Origin of the sequence: Marivita geojedonensis (assembly GCF_002115805.1) — a bacterium.
GTDB classification, from domain to species: domain Bacteria; phylum Pseudomonadota; class Alphaproteobacteria; order Rhodobacterales; family Rhodobacteraceae; genus Marivita; species Marivita geojedonensis.
In genome coordinates this window covers 1-25766 of record NZ_JFKC01000031.1, presented here as the reverse complement: position 1 = coordinate 25766, position 25766 = coordinate 1, and the positions used below count along the sequence as shown (strand labels likewise).

At 51.4% G+C, this 25766-nt stretch carries 23 protein-coding genes and 1 pseudogene; 19 read left to right on the top strand and 5 right to left on the bottom strand.

Going from position 1 to position 25766, the window contains the following annotated elements:
* Positions 1-135: 135 nt before the first annotated feature.
* From MGEO_RS19275 to MGEO_RS19265, 3 genes are all read left to right on the top strand, one after another.
* On the top strand, positions 136-648 hold the full coding sequence (locus tag MGEO_RS19275) for a GtrA family protein (RefSeq protein WP_085641370.1): 513 nt from the start codon (positions 136-138) through the stop codon (positions 646-648).
* Complete coding sequence (locus tag MGEO_RS19270) at positions 645-2225, top strand: NAD(P)/FAD-dependent oxidoreductase (RefSeq protein ID WP_085641369.1); 1581 nt, start codon at positions 645-647, stop codon at positions 2223-2225. Before MGEO_RS19275 ends, MGEO_RS19270 begins: the two co-directional genes overlap by 4 nt.
* A 166-nt stretch (positions 2226-2391) precedes the next feature.
* The gene (locus tag MGEO_RS19265) at positions 2392-4194 is read left to right on the top strand and encodes a hypothetical protein (protein ID WP_158091062.1); all 1803 of its coding nucleotides are present in this window, start codon (positions 2392-2394) and stop codon (positions 4192-4194) included.
* A gap of 317 nt (positions 4195-4511) precedes the next feature.
* Here the strand turns inward: MGEO_RS19265 and MGEO_RS19260 are convergent, their stop codons facing one another.
* Together MGEO_RS19260 and MGEO_RS21970 are read right to left on the bottom strand one after the other, a co-directional pair.
* Positions 4512-5165, bottom strand: coding sequence for a tyrosine-type recombinase/integrase (locus MGEO_RS19260; RefSeq protein WP_233140018.1), 654 nt, complete (start codon positions 5163-5165; stop codon positions 4512-4514).
* Positions 5166-5180: 15 nt separating this feature from the next.
* A pseudogene (locus tag MGEO_RS21970) lies at positions 5181-5423 on the bottom strand (site-specific integrase); the annotation flags it as partial.
* A 443-nt stretch (positions 5424-5866) separates the two neighbouring features.
* Between MGEO_RS21970 and MGEO_RS21225 the strand changes: the two are divergent.
* The 13 genes from MGEO_RS21225 to MGEO_RS19185 all read left to right on the top strand — a co-directional run bounded on the left by MGEO_RS21225 (position 5867) and on the right by MGEO_RS19185 (position 18249).
* Positions 5867-6442, top strand: a complete 576-nt coding sequence (locus MGEO_RS21225; RefSeq protein WP_143746306.1) for a hypothetical protein — start codon at positions 5867-5869, stop codon at positions 6440-6442.
* Entirely contained in the window at positions 6439-7083 is a 645-nt protein-coding gene (locus tag MGEO_RS19240; protein ID WP_085641363.1) for a hypothetical protein, read from the top strand. Before MGEO_RS21225 ends, MGEO_RS19240 begins: the two co-directional genes overlap by 4 nt.
* Before the next feature lie 223 nt (positions 7084-7306).
* The gene (locus MGEO_RS19235; protein WP_085641362.1) at positions 7307-7666 is read left to right on the top strand and encodes a hypothetical protein; all 360 of its coding nucleotides are present in this window, start codon (positions 7307-7309) and stop codon (positions 7664-7666) included.
* A 561-nt stretch (positions 7667-8227) separates the two neighbouring features.
* Positions 8228-8746 (top strand): hypothetical protein, encoded by a 519-nt coding sequence (locus MGEO_RS19230; protein WP_106299241.1) that lies wholly within the window; start codon positions 8228-8230, stop codon positions 8744-8746.
* A gap of 22 nt (positions 8747-8768) precedes the next feature.
* Positions 8769-9251, top strand: coding sequence for a prepilin peptidase (locus tag MGEO_RS19225; protein WP_143746305.1), 483 nt, complete (start codon positions 8769-8771; stop codon positions 9249-9251).
* Positions 9252-9665: 414 nt separating this feature from the next.
* On the top strand, positions 9666-9890 hold the full coding sequence (locus tag MGEO_RS19220) for a Flp family type IVb pilin (RefSeq protein ID WP_198948128.1): 225 nt from the start codon (positions 9666-9668) through the stop codon (positions 9888-9890).
* A 215-nt stretch (positions 9891-10105) separates the two neighbouring features.
* Positions 10106-11200, top strand: coding sequence for a Flp pilus assembly protein CpaB (cpaB, locus tag MGEO_RS19215; protein ID WP_085641360.1), 1095 nt, complete (start codon positions 10106-10108; stop codon positions 11198-11200).
* 57 nt (positions 11201-11257) lie between these two features.
* Complete coding sequence (locus MGEO_RS19210) at positions 11258-12697, top strand: type II and III secretion system protein family protein (protein WP_198948127.1); 1440 nt, start codon at positions 11258-11260, stop codon at positions 12695-12697.
* Positions 12698-13182: 485 nt separating this feature from the next.
* The gene (locus MGEO_RS19205; RefSeq protein ID WP_085641359.1) at positions 13183-14328 is read left to right on the top strand and encodes an AAA family ATPase; all 1146 of its coding nucleotides are present in this window, start codon (positions 13183-13185) and stop codon (positions 14326-14328) included.
* On the top strand, positions 14325-14900 hold the full coding sequence (locus MGEO_RS21965; RefSeq protein WP_085641358.1) for a L,D-transpeptidase: 576 nt from the start codon (positions 14325-14327) through the stop codon (positions 14898-14900). Before MGEO_RS19205 ends, MGEO_RS21965 begins: the two co-directional genes overlap by 4 nt.
* A 16-nt stretch (positions 14901-14916) precedes the next feature.
* Positions 14917-16329 (top strand): CpaF family protein, encoded by a 1413-nt coding sequence (locus tag MGEO_RS19195; RefSeq protein ID WP_085641357.1) that lies wholly within the window; start codon positions 14917-14919, stop codon positions 16327-16329.
* 3 nt (positions 16330-16332) lie between these two features.
* Complete coding sequence (locus MGEO_RS19190) at positions 16333-17295, top strand: type II secretion system F family protein (protein WP_085641356.1); 963 nt, start codon at positions 16333-16335, stop codon at positions 17293-17295.
* Between the two features lie 30 nt (positions 17296-17325).
* Entirely contained in the window at positions 17326-18249 is a 924-nt protein-coding gene (locus MGEO_RS19185; protein WP_085641355.1) for a type II secretion system F family protein, read from the top strand.
* A gap of 826 nt (positions 18250-19075) precedes the next feature.
* Here MGEO_RS19185 and MGEO_RS19180 read toward each other — a convergent pair.
* On the bottom strand, positions 19076-20356 hold the full coding sequence (locus MGEO_RS19180; protein ID WP_085641354.1) for a hypothetical protein: 1281 nt from the start codon (positions 20354-20356) through the stop codon (positions 19076-19078).
* A gap of 359 nt (positions 20357-20715) precedes the next feature.
* On the opposite strand from MGEO_RS19180, the gene MGEO_RS19175 reads away from it, so the two are divergent.
* Entirely contained in the window at positions 20716-21744 is a 1029-nt protein-coding gene (locus tag MGEO_RS19175; protein WP_085641353.1) for a hypothetical protein, read from the top strand.
* A 164-nt stretch (positions 21745-21908) separates the two neighbouring features.
* Positions 21909-23498 carry a Tad domain-containing protein gene (locus tag MGEO_RS19170; protein ID WP_158091061.1) on the top strand — a complete coding sequence of 530 codons (1590 nt, stop codon included), beginning with the start codon at positions 21909-21911 and terminating at the stop codon, positions 23496-23498.
* A gap of 83 nt (positions 23499-23581) precedes the next feature.
* Here the strand turns inward: MGEO_RS19170 and MGEO_RS19165 are convergent, their stop codons facing one another.
* Positions 23582-24148, bottom strand: a complete 567-nt coding sequence (locus MGEO_RS19165; RefSeq protein ID WP_198948126.1) for a TadE family protein — start codon at positions 24146-24148, stop codon at positions 23582-23584.
* 47 nt (positions 24149-24195) lie between these two features.
* A complete protein-coding gene (locus MGEO_RS21960) occupies positions 24196-24678 on the bottom strand; it encodes a TadE/TadG family type IV pilus assembly protein (protein ID WP_085641350.1) in 483 nt (160 codons plus the stop codon).
* Positions 24679-24953: 275 nt separating this feature from the next.
* Here MGEO_RS21960 and MGEO_RS19155 point away from each other — a divergent pair, with 275 nt between their 5' ends.
* Positions 24954-25739, top strand: coding sequence for a pilus assembly protein N-terminal domain-containing protein (locus tag MGEO_RS19155; RefSeq protein WP_085641349.1), 786 nt, complete (start codon positions 24954-24956; stop codon positions 25737-25739).
* Positions 25740-25766 lie beyond the last annotated feature (27 nt).

Below are 25766 nucleotides of genomic sequence, written 5' to 3'. Positions count from 1 at the left end.
AATGGTCGCTCAGTATATTTCGCTCTGAATGATAACTTGATTGTGGCTTTGCTTGTCCTCTGTTTCCAAAAAACCACATGTTCAAAAAACGCCCCTTCGTCTTTTGCAAACAAGAGATCTTCGGATAGGCAAGGCGTGGCTGAAGTGCTCAGTTTCTTCGATCAAACGATGTCTAGAGGATGGGTTTTGTTCATCAGGTTCCTGATTTTTTCTGGCTCGGCAGCTTTGGTCAACTTCCTAACAGGGCAGCTACTGTACGGAGTTTTTGGCCTGATTGACGGGACACAATACGCCATCTCGGTGGCTACTGCTTTCTTGCTTGGCATGTTGGTCAGCTATACACTGCACCGGCGGTTCACCTTCCCACCATCCGGCAGGCGGAGACGCGAGGAGATCAGGGTCTTCTTTTTTGTGTCCATCGGGGGATTGCTTCTGACAACCTCCATCGCACAGAGTCTGTTCACTGGCGCCGCTGGAGCATTGACCACGGTGTCGCGGCATCTTCCGGTTCAGTTACAACCCGAAACTCTTGCCCATCTCGTCGCAATTGGCTTGACGGCCTTTTATTCGTTCTTTGCCCATCGTGATTTGAGCTTCCGCCGAACGCCTACGCCCCTGCAGACTCAATCTGCTGACACTCATAAATGACCAGGACAGCGATCATTATTGGTGCCGGTCCTGCGGGTCTCACGGCAGCCTACGAATTAGTGACCCGCACAGATATCAAACCGGCTATCTTGGAAGCGGGTCATCAGGTTGGTGGCATCTCTCGGACGGTCAACTACAAGGGAAATCGCATCGATATCGGAGGACATCGTTTCTTTTCCAAATCTCAGAGGGTCATGGAGTGGTGGGAAAAGATCCTTCCCTTTCAGTCCGTCGGTGAAGTTGATGGCCTAACCCTTACATATCACAACCAGACGACTGAGATGCGGACTGGCAGGAACGGTCCCAATCCTGAAGAGACTGACGACGTTATGCTAGTTCGGCCGCGAGTGTCGCGCATCCTGTATGACCGCAAGTTTTTTGATTATCCGATTAGCTTTAGTGTGCGCACTCTCATGAACCTGGGAGTCGGCAGGTCGTTCCGGATCGGGGTCAGTTATCTTCGGGCCATCGCGTTTCCTATTCGACCTGAACGCAGCTTGCGGGATTTCATCATCAATCGTTTCGGACGTGAGCTCTATTTGACATTTTTCGAAAGCTACACGGAAAAAGTCTGGGGCGTTCCTTGCGAGAAGATCCCTGCTGAATGGGGCGCGCAGCGTATCAAGGGCTTATCCATAGTTGCCCTGATCAAGAACGTTCTACAGAAAATGCGACCGCAAGAAAGGGACGAGATTTCTCAGATGGACACGGAGACGAGTCTCATCGAGCGGTTCTTGTATCCCAAGCTCGGCCCCGGCCAGCTGTGGGAAAAAGTTGCGCGCGAGGTCGTCGAGAAAGGGGGCGAACTGCATCTCGAACACCGCGTGGTCGGATTGACCTCTGAGGGTGGGAAGATCGCCTCAGTTGATGTTGTGGGGCCCAATGGCGTGAAACGGTGTGTTGAAGGAGATTTGGTTTTCTCGACGATGCCAGTGCGGGACCTCGTACAAAGCCTGAAACCGGCGGCGCCGAAGTCTGTCGCCGAAGTCGCATCTGGCTTGATCTATCGTGACTTTCTCACCGTTGGCGTGCTCCTTGATCGATTGGCAATCAATGGTGGTGCAACGGCTGAGGACTTGTCACGAAAGGTGCCGGACAACTGGATTTATGTTCAGGACCCCGACGTGACTGTGGGACGCATCCAAATTTTCAACAATTGGAGCCCCTACCTCGTCTCCGAGCCGGACCGGATTTGGGTTGGACTGGAGTATTTCGTCAGCGAAAGCGATGAGATTTGGACACAACCCGATGAAACTACAATTGCGTTTGCGGTCGCGGAGCTCGATCGCCTCGGGTTTTCGACGCCCGAGGCCGTTCAAGATGCAATTGTTGTGCGCACACCGAAGGCCTACCCAGCCTACTTCGGTACTTATGACAGGATACAGGAGGTTCGCGATTTCGTGTCCGGGTTCAACAATCTGTTCTTGATCGGCCGAAACGGCATGCACCGATACAACAATCAAGACCATTCCATGTTGACGGCAATGGTGGCCGTGGACGGTATTGTTGATGCGGTGGATAACCGGGACAGTCTCTGGGATATCAACACCGAGCAAGATTATCATGAGGAACGGTAGCGGCGCGGACCGACGCGATACGAGCAGCAAGGTCTCCGTCGGGTCAATACAGCCCTACGTCACAGGAAAGCCAATTCACCAACTTGTTCTGGTGGCAGCGTCCCTTGTTTCTCTTTGGCTCGCATCACGTCCGTACCCGGGCATCGAACATGACGCGCAGTTGTACATGCTCCAGGCGCTCCACCGCATTGAGCCTGAGGTTTTCGGACAGGACCTGTTCCTCAAGTTCGGCTCGCAAGACAGTTTTACAATATTTTCGTCGATCTACGCTCCTGTAGTAGAGCTTTTAAAGCCCGGCGGGGCCCATCTGTTCCTATGGATGGTCGGTCAAGTGATCTGGTTTGCTGCGTTGGTTATTCTTGCCGTCACAGTTTTTGGCCGCAAACGGCAAGCTCTTTTAGCAATCATTGCGGCGATTGTTTTATCGCCGACCTATGGCAAAGGCATGCTCGAATACGGAGAAGCCTTTGTTACACCGCGCATTTTCGTTGAAGCGTTGTCGATGATCTCCATCGCGTTGGCGTCGCGGAACAGCATTTTGCCGTCCTATGGCATGCTTTTGGCGGCGTTCTTAGTGCATCCGCTTATGGCACTACCTGGAGTGGTGATTGTCGCGTTGCTCACACTTCCTATTGTCAAGATTGTTGTTCCAATTGCTTTGACGGGATCGTTGATAGTCTTTGGTCTTGCGCAGGCAGAGGTTGAACCATTCACAAGGGTGCTCACCACCTACGATGATAAGTGGCTTGCCATCGTCTCAGAAAGGTCACGGCATGCGTTTGTCCAAGACTGGATATTTCTCGGCGCCTTATATGCCAGCCTCCCTGCGGTCACTCTTAGTTTTGTCGCCTGGAAAGGTCGCGGGTTCGCGCGTTCCATTGCGATCGCAACACTCGTGACCGGATCGTTGCTCTTGATCATGAGCTGGATCGGTGGCGACATCCTTTCAAATGTCTTTCTCTTGAATCTCCAGCTTTGGCGGAGCCTTTGGCTGGTGACGCTGATCGGAAATCTGTTCGCGGTGTATGTCGTTTACCTGCTAAAGGGCGATCAACGAACCCGTGCATGTCTTGTTGTTGCTCTTGTATTCAATGCTATCGAGACGCTTGTAGTCGGAATTCCGCTTGCGAGTACGCTCGTGCTCTTCATGGCTGGCATCAGCTTTTGGGCCACAAGCTCCCTTGCCGGAGGTCTGAAGCGCGCGGCGCAGCTGATCAGCACCACAGGTGTCGCCGCGGCCACACTGCTGCTTTTTGCTGAGATTTTTGTGCAGACCGGATCAAAGGAAACGGCGGAACTTCTTGAATTGCTGTTTCGCTTTTCGTTGATCGTAGGCATTTTTAGTTTGTTGATCTCAAGAGCAGTCATTCAAAATGCGTCGCCAGTGACCACGATCGGTATTTCTCTGGTTCTCTTGATTTCAAGCTTCACCTTGGCGGACTCGCGAGATGAGAGGGCAAGATATCTGGCAAGCACTCACCCGCCAGACGCGGACATCCGCGCGTTGCTTTCAGGTAGGACAGTTTACTGGGAGGACGGGACGGATATCCTTTGGTTCAAGATCCGAAAGCCCAGTTTTTACTCCTGCACACAAGGCGCTGGCGTCATGTTTTATCGAGACACAGCACTCGAATTTTCACGACGTGGAGAGATCTTGCGCAATCTCAATACGTCGGATTTTGCGGTTGATGATGATGAAAATTGCTTGCAACGCTCTATCCCGATTGCCGAAGGCCCTACGAGTCCAGATCAAATCAAAGCTGCATGCTCCGCATTGTCCGAGCTTGATGTAATGGTGTTGCACGCCTCTGTCCCGGGGGTGCCTCATCAAAGCTGGCGGCCGCCCTTCAGTGTTCCTCCTTCCGGGTTTGTTGTCGATGAGCCGGCGAGCTTACGAAACCGGTTCAATATGCACGAAAGCGATGGTCTCTATCATATCTATGATTGTCGTGGGATCCGAAACCTATGATGTGCTAAGGGCAAAGTCCCGACTGAGTGCTGGGCAAGAAAATTGGAGTGTTGATTTGCGTCCTGGACCTCGTCCTGACTGCAATCTGACCTCGGCACTGGTTCATCCCGTCGCATTCACGACACAAGCCAAGACATTTAGCATCCGTGTCTTGTTTCAGGCCACATACGCCATAGCCCATAAGGCGCACGCTTAGCGAAACGCCCCGGATTTCATGGCTGAGAAAGTGGATCCACAATGAGGTTTCGAAGTTTGGCTCGACACCCAGAAAGGTGGTTTTGTGTTTTGAGAGAGTGTAGTCACGGTGGCGCGTGGCTTCATGCCCAGACATTGTGTTCGGCCTTTTCGAGATACCGCGCGAGGATATTGACCGATTTCCATCCACCGGCGCGCATGATTGCAGCGGTGTCGTGCCCCATGCGGAGTAAATCCTGTGCCGCTCCAACGCGCAGGGAATGGCCGCTGAATTCATCTACGATTTTCGCCTCCAGACCTTCGCGACGCGCGGCGGCTTTGATCATGCGTTTAACAGTGGTTGTGCTGAGATCACGGTTGATCGGTTTGTCCTGGTAGATTGGGCAGAATAACCATTCAATGTCCGGTCCACGCCAGTCCAACCATGATTGAACAAGTTCGGCGGTACGCAGTGATGTGAAGGCAAGCCTTCCCATGCCAAACGGATCGGATTTGCTGCGTCTTACCAAGACCCGGAGTGTGCCGTCATTGCTGGTCTTGATGTCCTCAGTCCGAAGGGCGACGAGTTCAGACCGGCGACTGAGTAGTTCATAGCCAAGAGCAAGCATGGCCCGATTTCTCAGCCCCCAGGGCGTATCTGGCTCTCCTCGAATAAAGCGATCCAGATAATCACGCGTCAGGCCCTTGGCTTGCTTGGGACGGGCCAGTTTGGCCCGCCTTACTCGGCGTAGGGCCAGATTGATGTCTTCATCATATGTTGGGTCTGGCAGCCGCATAAGGCGGTGGATTTTTCGGATTGCGTAAAGGCGGCGTTGCACTGTCGAAACCGCTTTTGCTTCGCCTTGAGCCTCAAGAAAGGCACAAACTGTTTCCACAGAGGCAGGGAAGGGCGCGTGATCGGCCTCTTTGCACCAGTCGACAAACGCTTGCACGTCCGCATAATATGAACGCATCGTGGAAGGTGCGTATGCTCCCTCGAGACGCTGAAATTCGGAACGCCAGTTAGGTTTAGTCGAATGGCAATAAGGGGACATATTTGGCACTATAGTGCCAGGTGAGAATTTATCAATGATAACTGGCAATCAGATTAGAATAGCGCGTTTTGCACTCCGTTGGTCAGTCACCGAGCTCTCAGAAAAATCGGGAGTTTCCGTTAGGACCTTGAAGAGAATTGAAGCAACAGACTCGGTACCTTCCGCGAGTGCTTCAACAGTTCAAGAAATTAAGAAATGTCTTGAAACCTCGGGCATTGAATTCATTGGCACCCCGGATGATCGGCCGGGCATTCGTATCGGTGAGCCAAAGATTCCACGCGCTTGATCCATCGAAAACGATGCCGAGACTACTATCGGCTGCATCTTTGCCCGAGTTGTATTTGGGGGTACGCATACACTAGGGCACAATATGAGGTAAAACTATAGTCGATTTTGTGATAACTTATGGCGCCAATGCACGAGAAAACTGAACGGAGGGGCCCATGACGGATAGTGGCGCTAAATCCTTTGATGTACAGTCTCCTGGAGGCCTTCTGGAGGATATCTATTACCCCTATCTTTTGCCGGATGAAGATGGGGAGAGTTTCGAGGCTCTGCGCGAAGCCCTGTTTAGCGACCTCGACCCGGTTTCGCCCTACGAACATCTGCTTACCGAGCAAATCGTGGCGCTTGAGTGGGATGTGCTCCGTCATCGCCGCTTTCGCGATAGCTTGCTGCGCGCAGAATTCCGCGACCAAGCCATGGGAGTATTCCAAAAAGGTGAAGTCGGACGCGTTTGCGAAAATGAGCGTCAATCGCACCCTGAGAAACTTGCGCATGATCTCGTTTCAAGCGACGCAAGTGCGCGTGTAGCTGCAATGACGGCGCTGTCTGAACGCGAGGTCGCTCCCGAAGAAATCGTGGCCAAGGCCTATAAAGCTTTGGCAAAGCACCTCGAAGTACATGAGCGCCAGATCGCTGACATTGAAGCACGTCGCCGTAGGCTGAGGGATGACTTCGACCGCGTGAAATCCGTGCGTGTCCGGCAGGTCGAGGATGCTGAGGTGCTCGAGGAGTGACCACGGAACGACAAAGGCACGCCAACGCGGCCAATGCGAGCAAAAGTACAGGGCCGAAGACAGCCCAAGGGCGCGCGGCGTCTGCACGCAACGCGTGGAAACACGGACTGACCACTCTGCCACCTTGGGATGACATTACTCGCTTCTATCGGGGCATTCTCAGCGATCCCGAGGGCGTCCCGGATCTGACTACTCGCGATCCGAGAATGCGGGCGGCGCTCACTCTGGCTGAGGCAGAGGCGCAGCTTGCACGTTGTCTGGCAGCCGAGCGCCAGCACTTAATTCTGATGGCCGAGCGTGCCAGACCTCCAAAACACGTCTCGGTACGTGATATCATCAACAAAGCCCATTTGGGAGCTGAAGACTTGGATGTTGCACGGTTTATGTTAGCGCGGGTAGACGAAGACTGGATGCGTGAAACGCTTAAGATCCTCATCCGATCCCACCCCGACCGCCCCGCAGAGCTACAGCGACGCCTTAAGGTTCTTCGGCGGTACCGCCGTGAAGCCGAGGCGCGCCGTCGCAAAGCGCTCCGTCATTGGTTGACTGTGGGGGCTGCGCTGCAGACTGAATCAGAGAAAGCGAGTAGTGGTGAAAAGGAAAAAGATAGGATTCCCGAAACGAACCCAACAACAACCTAAGATAGAAAGCGGGTGGGTTCCGTCAGGGGCATTTCTGAAGCCGGAAAGCCCGTGACCGGGAACTCCAACCCCATGTGCAGGTTAAATGCCCGATAATGCTCCGAGTGTTTTCGCACCTCCTGCCGAAATTTTTTGACACCACCGCGGTCAATTTGGTTTTGCATACTACGCTGAGTTATCGCTAGTCTGCCCAGGGGCATTTGAGCTGTGCCAAGCGGGGGACATGCAACCACTCATCCACAAAGCATCTTTGACGGAGCTGTTTGTCGATCCGCATCGCCTCGGACTGATGCCCGGCGACATTGCGCACTTGAAAGCTGAAGACGATGGGTCCGTAACCGTTTATCACGAGAAATGCTCAGGCCTGCCATTTGGTTTCGGCAAGCCAGGTCTCCGGCGCATTGGAAAACTCGGACCGAAGGCTACTGCGCTGATCTTACCTGCACTTGCAAGCTGTGCGCAGCTGCGCGTGCGTATCGCTGATGTCGAGTTTGCCCATATCAACCCGACAGGAAGCTGTTCCGTCAGCATTTCAGTGTGGGGCCATCCGTCTGATTTGGACCCGGAGCTTGCGACGGACTAGCAACTTGGCTCAACCATATTTCCAAATCGGTTGAGATTGGGTCGCGGAGGCAGCGGTGGTCTTTCTAAAGGTGGATGAGTGCCTCAGGTCCGTTTCTCTCGGCGATAGGCTGGATTGACAGTGTAATTGTTGCGTCGTGGCCAGGCCTCTTGCCATGGGAGCCACCGGAGTGACACGCGCACATCGTCTACATATCTGAATTTGCCGGGAAAAAGCTCATGTTTGGCCTGCATTTGGACGGCGCTAGGCGCATGGCGTTTGCGTACAACGTAAGAACGGACATCTGCTCAAAATGCCGGTCCGACGGGCGAAGAGCCTTGGAGTTAGATCTGTGCGGTTGAGCCGGGCACGGCAAGTGTCCGTGGGATGTGGCGGATGTATCGTTTGGGCTTGTGGAATTTGTGCCGACGTGCCTCGCACAGGTGTATCATTTTCATCTCAACCAAGTTCAGGGCGACTTGCCAAGAATTTAAATCCCTTGCTACATAGTGTATGACTTTCGGCTAAGAGCGCGACATCCCGGCACGGGGATTGGCGGCGAAACGTGTAAGGGGCGAAAAAATGCGGCACTCCATTTTTTTGGTGACAATGGTTCTGGCGCTAGCCGCGTGTGATGATAGTGGTACGTTCTCATCGTTTTCCAACAGTTTCAGTGCTTCGCGAGACACGTCAAACCGTGAGTACTATAAGAGCGATGACCCGTTAGTCGTCGGGCAAGTGCTGTTTCGCGATGAAGCCTACGGGCGGGCTTACACTCGGTTTAAACGGGCTTTGGATCACACCCCAGAGGATCCGGCCGCACTGCTTGGCTTTGCTGCCTCTGCCGACATGTTAGGGCGGTTTGATCAGTCGAACCCTGCGTATGACAAGCTTGCCAAGATCATCGGCAATCGGATCGAATATCAAAACAATCGAGGGTACTCGTTGTTGTTGCAGGGGGATCTTATAGGCGCGCGCGCGCATTTTATCCGTGCGTATGAGATAGACCCGTCAAATGAACGAGCTGCAAACAATCTCGAGTTGCTTCGCAACTCGGTTAATTATCCAAAGCGGTCTGTAGGCGACCTGAAGCCACTTTGATCTTGGCGTACTGTCAGCTGGCTTGTTGATCCTTCTCTTCATTGCTGTCACAGCATTGATGACCCATATCATGTGGGTCGACTTTTTTACGTTGAAGATCAAGAATGGTTCGGTCGTGATCTTGTGTCTTCTGTATATCCCTTTTTGCACACTGGTCAGTCCATCGGTCATCATTGGTGACTTGTTTGCGGCGGTACTGCTGTTCGCGATTGCACTGGCGCTTTGGATGTCCCGCATGCTTGGCGCAGGGGATGTCAAGCTCTTTGGCGCCTTGGGGCTGTTTGTTGGGTTTGACTATCTCGACGTGTTTGTCTTTGGCCTGCTCTTTTTTTCTGTACTCTTTTTGTTTGTGCTGGCTGTGGCGATGCGCATGACACGACATGGTAAGTTCCTCAACCGCCTTCGTGAAATCAAATTGAGTCGGCGAGCGCCTTATGGCGTCGTCATGTGCCTCTCTGCCTTTCCATCTCTTCTTTTGCGTTTGGTGGATATTGCTCAAAGTTGATTCTTAATTGCGCCTTTTCGGCGCAAGTCCAAATTTAGGAAGATAAAATTATCAACTGCTTGATTTGCAGCGTCATCCTGTTGAAGGAACGCTGATGCAATATTGAGTATCCGCAGGTGGGATGAGCAAATTACAAGGAATCGAGTTGTTGGCACGTGGAGCGCATCAATAGCTGGCATCAAGCTCACGAAATGTAACTGAATTGAAAAAATGTGATCAGTGCAGTGCACAAAGACAGACTGATGTGCTGATTGTATCGCTCCTGCGGAGCAAATTGCGTCCAAAGTGTTTTTCTTTTGACAGATAACGAGATTATGTCAGAAAGTTGTTTTTAGTGTGGCGCGAGGGCGATGATCCTGTTCGTTGATTGCGCGTCTGGAGGTCTACATATTCGGGGAACCTAGGAGGTCTTACATGTTCGCGACAATGTTCTCTCATATATATACTAAGTTTAACGCATTTTGCGAGGACGAGGATGGGTTGGCTTTGACCGAATACCTCATTCTTCTTGGGCTGCTGACAGCCGTTGTTATTGGGGCGGTCACTGCGTTCGGGGTAAGCCTCGGTAATGGATGGCAGGCCTGGGCTGATTGGTTGGGCGGTCAAAATCTGGCCCCGCCGAGTTCTGGTGGTACGTAAGCTTAAGCCTTTAGGTAGGTTCTGTCTGCACCTCGTTTGAGGATGTATACGATGACCTAGGCGGCAAAAAATAAGATGGCGCCTCAATCGTATTTTGTGATTGGGGCGTGCTGCTACGTTGTAGGGCTTGATCTCTAATGCAATGGATCCCAATAGTAATTGGCGAGTGGCAGGTGTTCTTAAACGGCAAATTCCGCGGCACAAGTGAGGGCTAAATGAGATTTTCGACAGCGGTGAGCCTGTTGCTCGCGATACTTCTTGCTGCAGCTGCTGTTTACGGTGCTCGGGACTGGCTTATGGCGGAGAGACAACAGCTCGCCGCAGCCTTGCAACAAGAAGTGCAACGCGAAGATGTTGCGCCTGCAGAAACCATTGTGGTTGCTGCAGAGCCCATCCAATTTGGCGAAAGAATTATTTTTACGACTGTGCGCGAGATCCCTTGGTCCGGAAGTTTTCGGCCAGAGGGCAGTTACGAGAAGATTGGACAGATCGTTGTAGAGGGTGAGGAGAATGCTCGGTTTGCTGTGACTCCAATGGCAGTCGGCGAACCGATTCTGGCGTCGAAGATTACTGAACCGGGTCAACGAGCAAAATTGTCAACTGCGCTGACACCTGGAAAAAAAGCCGTCTCCATCCGCGTGAACGATGTCTTGGGTGTGGCGGGGTTTGTTTTGCCTGGTGACCGTGTGGACGTTTTGCTCACAAGGGGCGAGTTCGTTGACGTGTTGTTGCAGGGGGTGCGGGTCTTGGCGATTGACCAGACGTCAGATGAACGCAAAGACAATCCCAGCGTCGTGCGCACGGTCACTTTTGAAGTGAATACCGAAGAGGCTCAGAAACTTGTTCTCGGCGGGAACGTCGGAATTCTATCTTTGGCGCTGCGGAATGTAGCGTCTTCCGAGGTCGAAGACGTTGAGCGTGTGACGATCAGCGACCTTAGCGATTTCGATGTTGCGGATGACTTAGTTGAAACACAGCTGTCAGGTCTTCCGGACGCGGAGGAGGGGCGGGCTGATGCAGCGGATCAGAGGCTGGATGCTCTTGAAGAGTTGCTAAAAGGCATCTCTGCAGAAATGACTAACAAGCTTGATGAAGTTGGGTCTAAACTCGAGGGTGAAGAACCTGCAAATAATATGACTGTGGGTGAAGGTTTGAACGAAGCGGTTCTTGTGCCGCCGGCAAAAAGTACGGTTGGCGTCATTCGCAATGGTAACCGGGCCGAGTACAAGGTAGAACATCGCGGGTCAACGAGTGACGAAGACGTCGCCGGTGGCGAAGACGGTGAAGAAGGTGAGGTGGGCTCGCAGTGAGCGGCATCTTCAGCGTAACCGGCAACACGGTGCGCGACGCGCGAGAATGAGGGCAGCATGACAGGTATGTTCTGGGCAATACTTAAGAAACACGGCAGGCATTGCTGGGGGCACGCATGTCATGGGCTGGTGGCGGCGGCCTTGGTGGTCAGTCTGCTCGATACCGCGAATGCGCAAGTGACAGAAATCGTCATTGATGATGGCATCGAGTCACGGATTCGAATGAACCCGGGCGAGACGTTGACGATTAACACAGGTCGGCCTTTCGCGGATATCTTGATAGGCAATACCGAAATAATCGACGTATTTCCACTGACTGATACATCACTCTATGTGCAATCAAAGAAGTCCGGCCTGACGAATGTTACTTTGTATTCGACAGACAAACAGTTGCTGGAAGTGATCGATGTTCGCGTGCGTGACGATTTTTCTGAATTGGAGGCATCGCTCCGTGCGGCCGTTCCAAGCGCGCAGGTGTCAGTGACGAACCTCAATGACCGTATTCGTTTGTCGGGCCAAGTGAGAGACGCGCGTGATCTCGACACCGTGGTCCAAATTGCACAACAGTTCAGTGAGCGGCCGGTGATCAACGCCGTCCGTGTTGCAACAGCACGACAGGTCGAGCTTGATGTCCGCATCCTTGAGGTGGAGCGCAACTCAGGACGTAATCTTGGAATTGGCCTTCGTGGTAGGAACGAAAGTGGGTCGACCACATTCCAGACGAACAGCGGAGGCATCAACCAGGTACCGTTCGGTACGTTCATCGGCGAATTGCTTGAGGTGAGCGGCACAGAAGTCGATATCATTATCAATGCTTTGGAAAGCAAGGGACTTGCACGGCGATTGGCAAATCCAAAACTAACGACGTCCAGTGGGTCCCCGGCGAACTTTGTGGTCGGCGGAGAGGTGCCGATATCGCGGACCATTGTGTCAGAAAACGGCACCGCTGGTACAGAAACTGATTATCGCGAGTATGGTGTTAAGCTGAATTTCTTGCCGTCTGTTTTGGATCACGGTTTGATCAGGTTGCGCGTAACACCTGAAGTATCCGATGTAGACTTCTCCAATACCGTGAATGGTAATCCGTCGTTTTTTACACGGCGTGCTGACACTACGGTTTCCTTGCGCGATGGCCAGAGCTTTGCGATTGCAGGCTTGCTGCAAACGGACAATGCGCGAAATATTGAGCAGCTGCCATGGCTCGGACAGTTGCCGATCATCGGAGCTTTGTTCCGCTCAACCGGATTCCAAAAAAGCGAAACCGATCTGGTGATTGTGATTACGCCGCGGATTGTCCGTCCGGTGTCTCCGGATGAAGAGTTGGTCTCTCCGTTGGGAGGCACGCGTTCATCGGATGATGTCGAATTGTTCCTGTACGGAATGCTTGAAGTAGACCGCCCACTCTTGCGCAAGTTCCGTGAAGGCGAAGGAGTCGTTGGGCCCTATGGGCATATTATTGAGCTGGAGTTCGAAGATGCGCTTATTAACAAAAAATAGAGTGAGCGCGCTCGGGCTTTTACTCGTGTCCACGACGCTCGTTGGTTGCGATGATTATTTGAACAACCGGGATCGGATTTCCCCTCTGACGGGAAACGCCACGGAGGCGAATACAGCAATTCAAGCTATCGATCCATGGCCACCTTCTTCTTATAATACGGACATACCTATCGATAACTGAGAATGTGTCAGAAACGGTCTTGGTGTAAGAAGTGGGTATCCATGTTTTGGCGACCCTCATTTTTCTTGAGGCTGACGGGAAACGGGAGTCATTGGTGCAGTAATGGACGGCAGTGCAAATCCGAGAACTGTTAAGATCATCGATGATAGCTACTCTTCCCAAGTATCTGCTGACTTACGATTACGGTATTGCCGATTAGGTACGTTGATATCAGAGGCAAACAAGGGACTTGAGCCAAAGTGACTTGCCAAAGGCGTCAAGATATTCTGAGAAACATCTTTCACACAGATAGCGGGCAGAATTGATGAATATTGCTTCAGTAACGCGGGTCGTGATTGTTATTGGAGCGGCGCTTGACGAGAGCGAAGCGCTTCACGCGTTTTCAAAACATTCCCGTTTTATTGTCACACAAGTGAGGGTTGACGAGATTTCCTCGGATCCAAGTGTTGTGAACGCAGATGTAATTGTTGTTGATATTGGCGCTTTGGGTGAAGAGGAGCTTGAAATCCTTACGCGGGTTCGCGCGCAGGTCGCAGACGCTCCGTTGATCCTTATTTCGGAAGCGCTGAAACCAGCCGCGATGCGTCAGATTTTGAAGTTTGATATCGACGATTGGCTCCCGAAACCCGTCGATGTTGATGGGCTTTTCGCGGCGATCAATAATAGTGTGCGCACGAAGCGCATCCGAACGAACCAGGTAAACGCCGTCGTTTCCTGTGTAGGTGGAGCTGGTGCGACAACTGTCGCGATCGGCATGGCAGACCTTGCTTGTCAAATGTTGAAAAAGAAAAATCCGAACATTGCCTTGGTTGATCTGGATTTTTCAACAGGAAATTGTGGCTACGCGCTCAATATGGTGAGTTCCTTCGATCTTGGCTCAGTTGCGGCCACGCCCCGTCGAATTGACGGCGAATTCCTCAGTGTAATACAGCAACGTCACGACGCGGGTTTTTATCTTTATTCGTTCAAGTGCCCAAACATAAACGTCGAGCATGGTGGCTTCGAGCTGATATTAAGGTTGTTGGATGCCGTGAGTCTGGAACATTCGACCTTGTTTCTGGATATTCCGTACTATGCGACCGAGTGGCGCAACGACGTTTTCGCTGCGGTTAACACCTGCACATTGGTCAGCGAGGTAAATCTACCGGCGATAAACCAAACACTGGACGTTATTCAAGAGATCCAGGAGTTACGCGGCAAGGATTTTCCAATCCACGTTATTTTCAACAAGCATACAAGAAAACTCTTTGGAACACGGATTTCTCAGCGCAAACTGAAAGAGCTGTTGGGCGATACGGAATTCAGTTTCTTGCCAGTCGATGACTCGAACATCGGCGAAGCCATTGACCGAGGCGTCCTATTGAGCGAAATTTCTGGCAATTCCAGTTTTCTGCGGAAACTCTCCAAGTACGTCGAACAACATGACTTCTTGAAGGCGAAGGCCGAATGAAATCCAAGCACGTACATCGACGCGACTTCTTGACGCAAGGTTTGGCCCTGTCGCTCATTTCATTTGTGTCATTGCCTTCGCAGCTGCTGGCCGAAAACAAGTCGCTACCGCGAGATCATGGTGAAAGTACCATGTCAATTGTAGGCTACGCAGGTCGAGAGCGAGCGGGGACGATCATAATCTCAAACAGTGACAGAACGTTGTTGCGCGTACTCGAGGGGGGAAAAGCGGAACGATACCGTGTGTCAATTGGGCGGCCGGGTTTTGAATGGACTGGCGTGACCTATGTTGGCCGGAAGGCGGAGTGGCCGGCATGGCGGCCTCCTAGCGAAATGCGCAAACGTGATCGTAATCTCCCCGCCTATGTTCCTCCTGGACCTTACAATCCTCTGGGAGCGCGTGCGATCTACCTCTATGCCAATGGTAGAGACACACTTTACCGTATTCATGGTACCAACAGTGCAGGTACAGTAGGAAACTACGAAACCTCGGGATGTTTTCGTCTCACCAATCGTGACGTCATGGACCTTTTCGAACGCGTCCGCAACGGCACGAAAGTGATCGTGTACTGATAGGAAAGATGAGGCAATGGCTGGACGCTTCTTCCGTACCAAGACACAGCCCACTGCTGAGGAAACAAGCCAATCTTCAGTATTCAAGCTTGATGCTTATTCAAAGAGGAATGACGCGGCATCCCCGTCGGTTGATCCGACAAATGAGCACGAGGGCGGACCCGATTTTGTTTCGGAGCGTGTGGCTCTGCATCGGTTTCTTCTGGATAAGATCAACCTTTCTCTGCTTGACACAATGGATGCGAACGAGGTTCGAGATGAACTTCGTCCCTTGGTTCGTTCTTATGTAAAAGAACGCAAGCTAGCGCTCAACTCGACAGAGCTTGACGCACTGATCTCAGATATTTCGGATGAAATGTTGGGTTTGGGACCGTTGGAACCACTGCTGAGTGACGACTCCATATCCGACATCTTGGTCGTGGGCGCGGGGACCGTTTTTGTCGAACGCCGCGGTCGTATTGAACGAACAAAGGTTCGCTTTAAGGACGAAGCGCACTTGATGCGGATCGTAAACAAAATCGTCGCCGCGGTTGGCCGTCGTGTCGACGAAGCTTCTCCCCTTGTGGATGCGCGTTTGCATGACGGCTCACGCGTGAACGTCGCAATCCGCCCGATTGCGGTCGACGGCCCCCAAGTTTCGATTCGGAAATTCTCGCGCCATCCGTTTTCGCTTGAGAAATTGGTCAAGTTGAAAGCTTTGGCAGCGGGTATGGCGGAACTCCTCGCCGCCGCGGTGGAAGCCAAGATTTCAATCATCGTTTCGGGCGGGACAGGTTCTGGTAAAACCACCGTTCTAAACGCGCTGTCGAGTTACATTCCGCACGACGAAAGATTGGTGACAATCGAAGATGCCGCTGAACTGCAACTACAGCAACCGCATGTTGTTCGGTTGGAAACGCGCCCACCAACTGTCGATGGGCGAAATGAAATTCTACAGCGTGATCTTGTTAAGAATGCTCTACGGATGCGCCCGGACAGGATAATCGTGGGCGAAGTCAGGGGCCCAGAAGCCTTCGACATGTTGCAAGCCATGAACACTGGTCACGAGGGGTCGATGTCGACGATTCACGCCAACAGTCCCCGCGACGCAATTTCGCGGATCGAACAGATGGTTGGAATGGCGGGCATGCCAATGACACAAACGGCGATCCGTTCACAGATTAGCTCTGCGGTCCACCTAATCGTTCAACTCGCGCGGCTGCGTGACGGCTCGCGACGAGTAACGTCTATCTCGGAAATCACCGGGATGGAGGGCGATGTTATCCAACTGCAAGAAATCATGCGTTTCAAGAAAATTGGAATCGACGAAGATGGGACGATTAGAGGGGAGTTTCGAGCAACCGGCCTGCGTCCGAGTTTTATGGAAGACCTCGAAACGCTTGGTCTCCATCTAGACTCGAAAAACTTCAACCCTTCAACTCCACTCTGAAGCATGTTTGATAATCCTTATATATTCTTTGGGCTAGTCTTCGCAGCCGCACTGCTCTTGGTCGATACCATTTTCCGCGCCATAGGCTCTATTCGGCGATCGAATGTGGAATTGGCGAACCGACTGGAGAAAATAAGAAAGGATAAGGGCGCAGAGGTCGCTTTCGCCGAGCTGCTGAAGCGACGGGGCCTAAGCGGACGTGATGGACAACAGGATCTCGGAAACCGAATAAACCAGTTTATTGCGCAAACGGGACGCGAATACAGCAAAACAAGTCTTGTGTTTGGTTTGGTTGTTTTGTGTCTGATTGGCTTTGTCCTAGCGCAGTTTATGCTTCCAGTAGACCTTCTCATTCAAGTGGCCTTTTCAGTGCTATTTGGCTTTCTTGCCGGTTTTTTGATTTTATCTTGGATGCGTCAAAGGCGGATAAAAATATTCACTCAGCAGTTGGCTCCTGCGCTCGACATTATTGTGCGCAGTCTTAGAGCCGGCCATCCACTCACAACAGCAATTGCATTGGTCTCGCGTGAAATGCCAGACCCGATCGGTTCGGAATTTGGCATTGTCAGCGATCAGATGACCTTTGGTTCAGATATCGAACAAGCCATGCTTAGCATGTATGATCGGGTTGGTGCGACAGAAATCAAGATGGTCACAGTGAGCGTGAGCGTTCAACGAAGCACCGGCGGGAACCTGGCGGAAATCGTTGAAAATCTCGCGCAGATGATCCGCGACCGTCAATTGATAAAAGCAAAAATCAAAGCGATCTCGGCTGAAGGGCGTATTACGGCTTGGATCATGCTTTTCTTTCCGTTTGGCCTCTTCTATATGATAAAGTTTTTGGTCCCGACCTATTTTGATATGGTTTGGGAAAGCGGGTACGGCGGAATGATTGTTGGCATCTGCCTCATAATGATATTTTTCGGTATGCTTATCATTCGGCGGTTGGTTAATTTTGATTACTAGCGCAGAGGTGCCAGAAAAGGAGCGCGCAGCTTGAACCAAACGTTGATCCTTGTCAGTGTCTTTGTCGCTGTCTTAATGGCGGCGTTTTCTGTTTTGAACTACTTTTTGCGCCGGGCTGAAATTTCAAGAAATGTCGGCGCAACGCGTGCAAAGCGGACCGAAACAGACAAAGAAATTGATCGGATGCTCGGCGACGAAAATGCTGAGATTCGATATTACCTCGATGTTGTAAGGAATATGCCGCCGAATTCATTGCCCATGCGGCTGGTTCAGGCCGGGTACTTCTCAAAATCTGCCATCCTAAACTTCAACATTCTACGTGTTTTGGTTTCAGCAACGGTTTTTACTGTAATCCAAATTGTTACAATAAGATTTGTTTCGGGTATCAATCTTGCCTTTGCAACGGTGCTTGCGATGCTTGGCGCGGGCATTTCTTTTATTCTGTGCTCGGCGGTATTGGAGAGAATTGGCAAAAAACGATCCAGGGAGTTCAGGAAGTTATTTCCTGACTTTATGGATCTTCTCATTGTTTGCGTGGATTCAGGGCTTGGAATTGAGGCTGCAATTGAAAGGGTGACCCGTGAGTTTTTGGTGACAACTCGCGATTTTGGCATTCAATTAAGTATTGTTAGTCTCGAAATTCGCGCTGGCCGATCAATCGATGAGGCGCTGCAGAGCTTTTCGAAACGCATTAACTTGGAAGAGGCGCGTACGCTTGCGGTTCTCTTCAAGCAGAGCCAAGAGATTGGCGCAAGCATCAGTAAAACGTTGCGCGTTTTCGCCCGCGAGATGCGCCAGATGCGTTTGATCCGCGCTGAAGAAAAAGCCAATGCACTTCCTGTCAAAATGCTTTTCCCAATGGCATTGTTCATGTTTCCGGTAAATTTGATTATTGTTCTTGTGCCAATCATGATGATCATTTTGCAAATGCTGCTGGGGCTTGCGCCCTCCTGAGGTGGCGTGGACCAAATCTGAAGTGGACTTCTGTGGGTTGTAAATTGATATTTTCGTTCTGACTTGGGGCGGCGTCTTGGCGAATATCACATCACTTGTTCGTTTCGGTAACCGGATTGTGTGACTTCAATTATTTTTCTAGCTAAACCGCCTCGTGAAACGACTGGTTTTCAATGACTTGATTACCACGGTGTTCGCTCAGGGTGATGGCATGAACTCTGTCTTTGACTGATGCAGTCATGCCGCATCTTTTTCAAAAGATGATTTTCGCTGCCGCATTCACGCCACCTTTGTGACATCATATGGTCAGTGTAGCGCACTAAGACGCTATATGAGGTAGCAGATAATATCAGAATAGAGGCTAGAGATGCACAAGATTTCAGGGACTTACCTTGGGCAGGGTACAGCTTGTCCTTTGTTCCAGATGGACGATTGCGAGCGGGTTACGCTGACAGGTCGCATGCCCAATATGGAGCCGGGTGAAAAGCTTGAGCTGGAAGGGAACTGGATGCACTGTTCCACGTGTATGCAAGGCGGAAGAACGTTCAAGGTTTCCAAATACCGACGCGCGAACGAGATGCCGGTGTATAGTGGTGCAGGAGAGAACAGTTTCTGGCCAAGCTTGAGTGGTTTGTCGCTCTGATCGGAGCCGTCGCTTACATCGTCAGTTTAAAAGTCTGGCGATAAAATCTCAGAAAATCCAATGCGGCAACGCGTGAGTCGTAAGAGAGTCATGCGTTGCCGCTCAACCGGACGAAGACGATAAGTCCCACCCTCAGAGGGGGCAGGTAAAATGAGTTCTTGACGCCGGACTTTTGCGATACCATCACGCGTCTACCGCGTCGTTTTTCTTGTATTTCACGACATTCTTCCAAGAAATTCGCAGCAGATCATCCGTCAACTCCATACGCTTATCATGATATCGACAGATCGCTTTCACATGATGTAGCAGAAAGTTTGGGTGCGCACCGGACGTGACCACGCCCGCCTGTTCATATTCGCGTTGATAGAACGCCTCGACAACGCCCCGTTCGAACTTAATATCTTGTGCCTCACATGCGGCGGAGAAAATCTTGAAATAATCCTCGCGTGTGGGCGAAGGAACATGAATTTTGAAGTAAATTCTTCTCAGTGCAGCTCCGTCGCCTAGTTCCTCCGGTCGCAAGTTCGACGAGAATACGACCAATTGATCAAAAGGAACCTTAAATTTCTTCCCCGTGTGCAAGGATAATATGTCATAACCTTTCTCTAAAGGCAGGATCCAACGGTTCAAGAATTGCTGAGGTTTGGCGACCTGCCTCCCGAAATCGTCGATAACGAAGACACCTCCCAGTGCTTTTAGGTGCATAGGAGCTTCGTAAAAACGCGATGTCATTTCGAACGCAAGATCTAACATATCAAGTGTGAGTTCTCCCCCTGATGTGATTACGGGGCGGCGACAAGGGACCCAGCGTGGATCCGGTTTTTCAGCATTTGCCGGCAAATCCACGCGTTCGTGTAGTGTCTCATCGAAAAATCGAATAAGTTGGTTACCCACAATAAATGCGTAGGGCACGAAGAGTGTATCCTGAAACGTGTCTTTCAGCGCTTCGGCAATGGATGTTTTGCCGTTTCCGGGTTCACCGTAAAGCAGAACGGACCTTGCGGAGTTTGCGGCTGGTCCAAGTTGGTCCATCATACCGCTCGGAATGACGAGGTGTCCAAGAGCACGTTCCAAAGTATCTCTTCGGACTTCTTCGTTGACGATGGATTGGGTCTTAACCTGCCGGCAGAACGACTCAAAGGTCACAGGTGCCGGACCAATGTATCTCGAAACCATCATTGCTTGGAGAGCGCGTCGACGTCCAGCGTCGGTTAATGTGTACCTAATCTCGGATTTGATATCCTCGGTTTCCAGCCCTTGCGCTTCGATCAGGCCAAGCGACACCATCTCCAAGATAATTTGCCTACAAACGATGTTCGGAAGCCTGATCACCTCACTGACACTCGAGGGTGTCATCGTGCCACCTTCGTACATGATCTTGCTTGTGAGATCGGTAAGGAAGCTATGAGTGAGCCCAGTCTCTTCCATCGTCCTTGGAGGTTTCTCGTATTCGAAGATGGACATTGCTGGCTCCCATTTTGACAGATCGCTTATTGATAGTTTCAGGAAGTTGAGTGGGGAAGTAAAGTCAGGGGAAGATAGTTCGCCCTATCGAAATACGTTTGTTATGCGGAACGAGAAAAAAGGCTGAATTCTTAGAAACCTTATCCCCGCATTTAGGAAGTGATGATGCCGGAGCCATCCTCAGAATAGTTTTGGCAGGTTACGATATGGTTGTGGTGGGGCACAGGGCGCTTCCGTTGTTGCCATATCTGGCCCGGTCTCGTGCGATTCAGCAACATGGACCTACCACTGTCTCTTTAAAGATTGACATCTTGCACTGTCCGCCTGACTCTTCTCACGTTGGTGGAAGGGATGGTCTGATGCGGAAATCACTGTTTTATATCGCTTTTTGTAGTGCTCTGGCTGCATGCGGAACTCCCAGTACGGATATCAACGGTAATCCGATTCCTGAGCAGGATAGTGGGGGCGGCGAGGCGTCTGAAGCAGATGAAAATGATGCGATACTGAGGTCGGAGCCGCAGAATGCCGATCTCGGTGACGGTTATTTGCGCGCTTACAGCTACAACGCCGCCGACGACACTTTCTTTGTGGAGGGGTTGGGCTTTGACGGAAATCAACCCGGTGGGCAGGAGTATTCGCGAGTGAGTTCGCTTGGCATCGCGTCGCCGTTTGCCGTCTATGAAGCGCCCGCGGTATTCCCGGATTCCGTGACAGGGACTCCCGTCCCTCAGTTCGATCATCGAGCGATTTACGGTGTAAGTGCAAGCAAGGGAACCGAGTTCGCAATTGTGCGCACCGGATCCTATATCGGCTATGGTTTTGGTGGCTTCATTTATCAGCGCAAGGGGAGTGTTGACCTTCCCGCAGAAGGACAGGCGACCTACGAAGGCCCTTATGCGGCACTTCGCGATTTTAATGGGCGCGGTGGTCTAGAGTACGCCGAGGCGACAGCTTTGATAGATATCGACTTCAGCGGTTTCAGGGGGAGCTGTGAGGTAGAACAATGTGATAACGCGGTACGTGGGGTGTTTGTTGATCGGAAGTTCTATTCAACAGATGGGGTGGACATCACCCGCGCATACTTGGATGCATTGGAAGCCAAGAACGAGGGAGCTTCTCTGCAAGAGGTTCCGGCCCTTGTCTTCCGCGTGGGCCCGGGTTTTGCCAAATCAAATGGCGAGATTAACGGGTCTGTTTTCACTCCGGCTATAGAAGGAATTAGTGAAGAATTCCTCGCCACTGGGAATTACTATGCGATCATGTCTGGTGATCATACGTCCGCACCGGGTGGTGAGATTGTTGGCATAATGGTGACGACAAGTGAGGATCCGCGGTCAGATGGAGTGACCGTGCGTGAAACGGGCGGTTTCATTGTGACGCGACAGTAGACCAAGTTTACCACGCAATATATTGATAGCAGACGCCGAGCAGTTGTTGCTGCAGAAAGCCACGAGACCGTCACAAATAGTTCAAAAGTCTGCAGATTGTGCTATGGTATGGTGCGATAGCAATGCGTGAAGCCTTATGGCTCCAATCGCAGCAGGAGAGTGGTTTGAGCAATCTTTCTCGAGAGTTTACGCGTTCGGAAGACGGGTATGTTCTCGTCTTGGTCCTTTTGTTCCTCCCGGTTTTTTTCGGAATAGCGCTGCTGGTGATTGATGTCGCGCGTGGCAATAACGCGCATTCGGATTTGCAAGCTGCTGCAGACTCCGTGGCGATCGCCGGCGCAGTTGAGCTCAATAAAGAGCCCGACGCTATTGACCGTGCGAAAGCGGCGATGGCTGAAATTACAAATACCGTGAGCATGTTGCGACCGATCGGATCAGATGTCCACATTGACCTGACTTACGCCGATAGCGAGAACAATGAATTCACCGTTCACTTTTTGCGCGACATTCCGGCCAGCGATGATACAGCCATCGACAGCAGTTGGATAAGTGCCAACGAAACCAGCGATTGGGCAGACGCTGAATATGTGCATGTACTGGTTCAATCTGAAAACCTGTCTCCGGTTTTCCCGAATCCATTGACCGGGGCGTATCAAAGCGTTCCTGTTGCGGCGCGGGCTGTGGCAACGAACCCAGGTCCCGTCACGTGCGACGTTACCCCCGTCTTTATTTGCAATCCTTTTCAAGATGATGGTCCTGAATACTCCAAACTTGCAAATGCGATGAATGACGGGCGCCTACACGGAAGACTAATTTCCCTCATTGGTTCGCCAAATGCCGGCGATCCGGCTGGGCCTGGTAACTGGGGTTACCTTAGGACGCAGGAGACCGGTGGGGCAAATGTCCTACGAGCTGCCATGGCTGGTGATAATCCTGTGTGCTACTATGGCGATACGGTAGACACGAAACCCGGAAAAACTGCCAGCGTGCGGCAGGGGTTAAACACACGGTTCGGTGTCTATTCCGGACCAATGAACGACTCGGACGCTTTTCCGCCGGATGTTAATATTAATGAATTTCTGAATTCCGATGGCGACGTTTTGTTAAACGAGGTCATGGCTCCGCCCGGGGGGGCAGGGGCCGCAGCAGGTGCTTCTATAGGAACCGATAGCAATTGGAACCTGCGCGGCGAATGCCGGGATCCGACAGATGACAGTATCTTGTTCCGCGGGACCAAGGCGAATGATGGTTCCAATCTGCCGGTGGATGAAGCCGCTGGGACATGCACGTCCGGCGCGATAACCGGCGAATGGGAACCAGGCTATTGGGAGTTGGCTCATGGGAAGCCTTGGGACGACTATCTGGTCGACGACGCTCCAACCGATTTTAATACAAATTTGGAAATTCGAACCACCTATCCAAATGAAGACCTTGGCCCTTTGAACGATGATACTCTCCCGTCCAGATTTGACATTTACCGTTTTGAGCTAGAGCAGGGTCTTGAACTGGCTCCGGTTATCGACGGAGAGGCGGATCGGCGCGAAATGTTCGCCGCGATCATCAATTGCGACGGTCTTAGTATCGTCGGAGACACGGACGACATGCCGGTCTTGTCTTTTGCAACGTTCTTTCTTCCCAACAGAATGGATGGCCCACAAGAGTCCCTGTCCTTAGAAATTATTGATGTTGAACAGTACGATGGTAGCACATCACTTGATGAATTATGGCGCATCGAGAGCTATTTGGTGCGGTGAGCAATTTTGCCACGTCTGACCACACACAAACAGACGACAAATCGATCTCAGTAAGATGACCTCGGCCTTCGTGAGATCGAAGTTCAGCAGCTTTTTGCTGAACAGAGGTCCTCGCTAGTTACGGTCACTGGCAAGACAGGAATAGCAATTGAATTGACGCCAATGAGAGCACCCAAAAAGGGCAGGTCAAAATTCAGATCTCTGACCTCAACCGTAATGGTTGTAACAGCGCCGTCGGGCCGACCGACATACCCGAGGCCTGCTCTATGGTAGCTAACATGGACGTTCGTAGGAGTAATCCGCGGATGGAAATCACACATTCCACGCACAGCGGCGCCTGCGCCAGGATCGCAAGCTCCGTCACTTCCATAAACAATGCGGTTCAAACGATCAGTATCACATGGCGTTGAACCGGTTCCACAGTTTACGCTCACAATTGTTGCCGGCACGGCCTCAGCCTCATCCAGGCCAGCAAAGTCATCCGTCAGAGTTGACATATCTGACACTAGTGGGTCCGAGACTGCTGCCAACCGTGCGCCTAATTGAGATGCTTTTGCCGCCTGATTGAATTGAAACACGGCCATTCCGAATTCAATCAGCGCTGCGAACACCAACAGAACAATTGGCATCGTTAGCAGCGCCTCTATCATCGAGACTCCACTCTCACTACGCAATAAATTTTTAAGAGGACGCTTTCCTACCATCCTACATACCGCGTCTGAAAACTGTAAGAAATGTCGATCAATGGAATCCTCAAGGCGCTAAAAAGCGGTGAACCTTGGTATGTGTGGGTTCCCGTAACGGTAACCAAGTCAGTGCTTGTCGGTGTCGGTGGAGGTGAAGTGGGCTGAATGCTTAGCCCGCTTGTCCAGCCGGGCACTCTCTGACGTCCACCTCCGACTGGTGTGCCATAAAACGCGATGTTTCGAGCTATATCAGTTGAGCAACTCCCGAAGGTCGGACGACATCTCGACCAATATCGAGCTGCATCTCTCACACCGGTCTCGAGTTGATGACGCTGCCAAAGAATGTTGCCGAACTCCAGGATACCTATGGTGAAGATCGTAATAACTGGAATGATAATAAGAGCTTCAACTAAGATTGCTCCCTCTTCGTCTGGGAAACTCTTGGTCTTCTGCAAACGAAGCAACAGGTTCTCTCCGTGTAAGTTCCATGCCATGTCGTCGGCGCTATCTTTTTTGCAGAGTATAACCACAACACATCGGCTCAAGCCAAACTTTTGTGGAAAAACGCGTCTTCGTTGAGAGTTTTTGTTCCTGCACGTTTGTTACAGCGATGTACAATCAAACTGGACCAGTCAGATCAGGCTGCTCACCTGGCAATCCGCACCAGCTAAATGGGCTTGGTAGTATACAGTTGCCAATTCATCAGTGGGGCGTCTAGTCTAGGACACAGCAACCATTCTGAAAGAATATTCTTTGGAGGGCGATCAGTATGTGGACAGATAGGAGAACGAAGAACGTTGCGGGAGCCTACCATTTGGGGATCAGTCACGTACTCTCGGTACTGTCATTGCTGTTCGGATTTACTGTTGCAGTGCCGGTAAACGCCCAGGAAACGTCGATAAGTCAGATCAAACTGGACACTCAGACGAAGCAGCGGATGGTGCTCTCGCCAGGGATAATTTGGACAGTTTATTTCGACCGCAGCTACAAGAATGCGGCGATTGGCGATGCTAGTGTGCTGGATGCGTTTCCGTTGACTGACGCATCTTTATATATGCAGACAAAAGAAGTTGGTCTGACTAATGTAACTTTGTTTGGCGAGAACGATGAGTACATTGGTGAGATTGAGGTTCAGGTTGCGATCGACAAGGTTGAGCCGAAATTGCAGTCGCTAATCAATGATGCGGTTCCAGATTCGCAAGTGTCTGTAAGTGTGATCAATAACCGTATCTACCTGAAGGGTACCGTTGGACGTCCTGATGATATAGCTGTCGTTCTGGACATCGCTCAGACCTATGCCCAGACTCAAGAGCCGTTAGTTTACTCAATTTCCTACCCTGAGCATATTAATCCGCGAACAACAATCAATGTTATCCGAAATGGGGCCTCAACTGCGTATACAACTGCTATTGGGGGTGTCGAAAACACGGGAAAGGTTCTAATCCAGTACGGTACAATTCAAGCAAAGACGGATGAGACGGTGAGCGACGGGGCAGAGCCCGCTCAGCAGCCTGTCGTGATTAACATAAGTAATGATGGTGCAACGGTTGATTAGCAACTGTATTCCTCAGTTTGCTTAGGC

Excerpts from the sequence above, each read along its gene's own strand:
- MGEO_RS19235 (WP_085641362.1), top strand. The coding sequence starts at position 7,307 with ATGCAACCACTCATCCACAAAGCATCTTTGACGGAGCTGTTTGTCGAT.
- MGEO_RS19165 (WP_198948126.1), bottom strand. The coding sequence starts at position 24,148 with ATGATAGAGGCGCTGCTAACGATGCCAATTGTTCTGTTGGTGTTCGCA.
- MGEO_RS19190 (WP_085641356.1), top strand. The coding sequence starts at position 16,333 with ATGTTTGATAATCCTTATATATTCTTTGGGCTAGTCTTCGCAGCCGCA.
- MGEO_RS19180 (WP_085641354.1), bottom strand. The coding sequence starts at position 20,356 with ATGTCCATCTTCGAATACGAGAAACCTCCAAGGACGATGGAAGAGACT.
- cpaB (WP_085641360.1), top strand. The coding sequence starts at position 10,106 with ATGAGATTTTCGACAGCGGTGAGCCTGTTGCTCGCGATACTTCTTGCT.
- MGEO_RS19265 (WP_158091062.1), top strand. The coding sequence starts at position 2,392 with ATGCTCCAGGCGCTCCACCGCATTGAGCCTGAGGTTTTCGGACAGGAC.
- MGEO_RS19260 (WP_233140018.1), bottom strand. The coding sequence starts at position 5,165 with ATGCGGCTGCCAGACCCAACATATGATGAAGACATCAATCTGGCCCTA.
- MGEO_RS21960 (WP_085641350.1), bottom strand. The coding sequence starts at position 24,678 with ATGGCATGGAACTTACACGGAGAGAACCTGTTGCTTCGTTTGCAGAAG.
- MGEO_RS19205 (WP_085641359.1), top strand. The coding sequence starts at position 13,183 with ATGAATATTGCTTCAGTAACGCGGGTCGTGATTGTTATTGGAGCGGCG.
- MGEO_RS19270 (WP_085641369.1), top strand. The coding sequence starts at position 645 with ATGACCAGGACAGCGATCATTATTGGTGCCGGTCCTGCGGGTCTCACG.
- MGEO_RS21225 (WP_143746306.1), top strand. The coding sequence starts at position 5,867 with ATGACGGATAGTGGCGCTAAATCCTTTGATGTACAGTCTCCTGGAGGC.
- MGEO_RS19175 (WP_085641353.1), top strand. The coding sequence starts at position 20,716 with ATGCGGAAATCACTGTTTTATATCGCTTTTTGTAGTGCTCTGGCTGCA.
- MGEO_RS19230 (WP_106299241.1), top strand. The coding sequence starts at position 8,228 with ATGCGGCACTCCATTTTTTTGGTGACAATGGTTCTGGCGCTAGCCGCG.
- MGEO_RS19220 (WP_198948128.1), top strand. The coding sequence starts at position 9,666 with ATGTTCGCGACAATGTTCTCTCATATATATACTAAGTTTAACGCATTT.
- MGEO_RS21965 (WP_085641358.1), top strand. The coding sequence starts at position 14,325 with ATGAAATCCAAGCACGTACATCGACGCGACTTCTTGACGCAAGGTTTG.
- MGEO_RS19195 (WP_085641357.1), top strand. The coding sequence starts at position 14,917 with ATGGCTGGACGCTTCTTCCGTACCAAGACACAGCCCACTGCTGAGGAA.
- MGEO_RS19155 (WP_085641349.1), top strand. The coding sequence starts at position 24,954 with ATGTGGACAGATAGGAGAACGAAGAACGTTGCGGGAGCCTACCATTTG.
- MGEO_RS19210 (WP_198948127.1), top strand. The coding sequence starts at position 11,258 with ATGACAGGTATGTTCTGGGCAATACTTAAGAAACACGGCAGGCATTGC.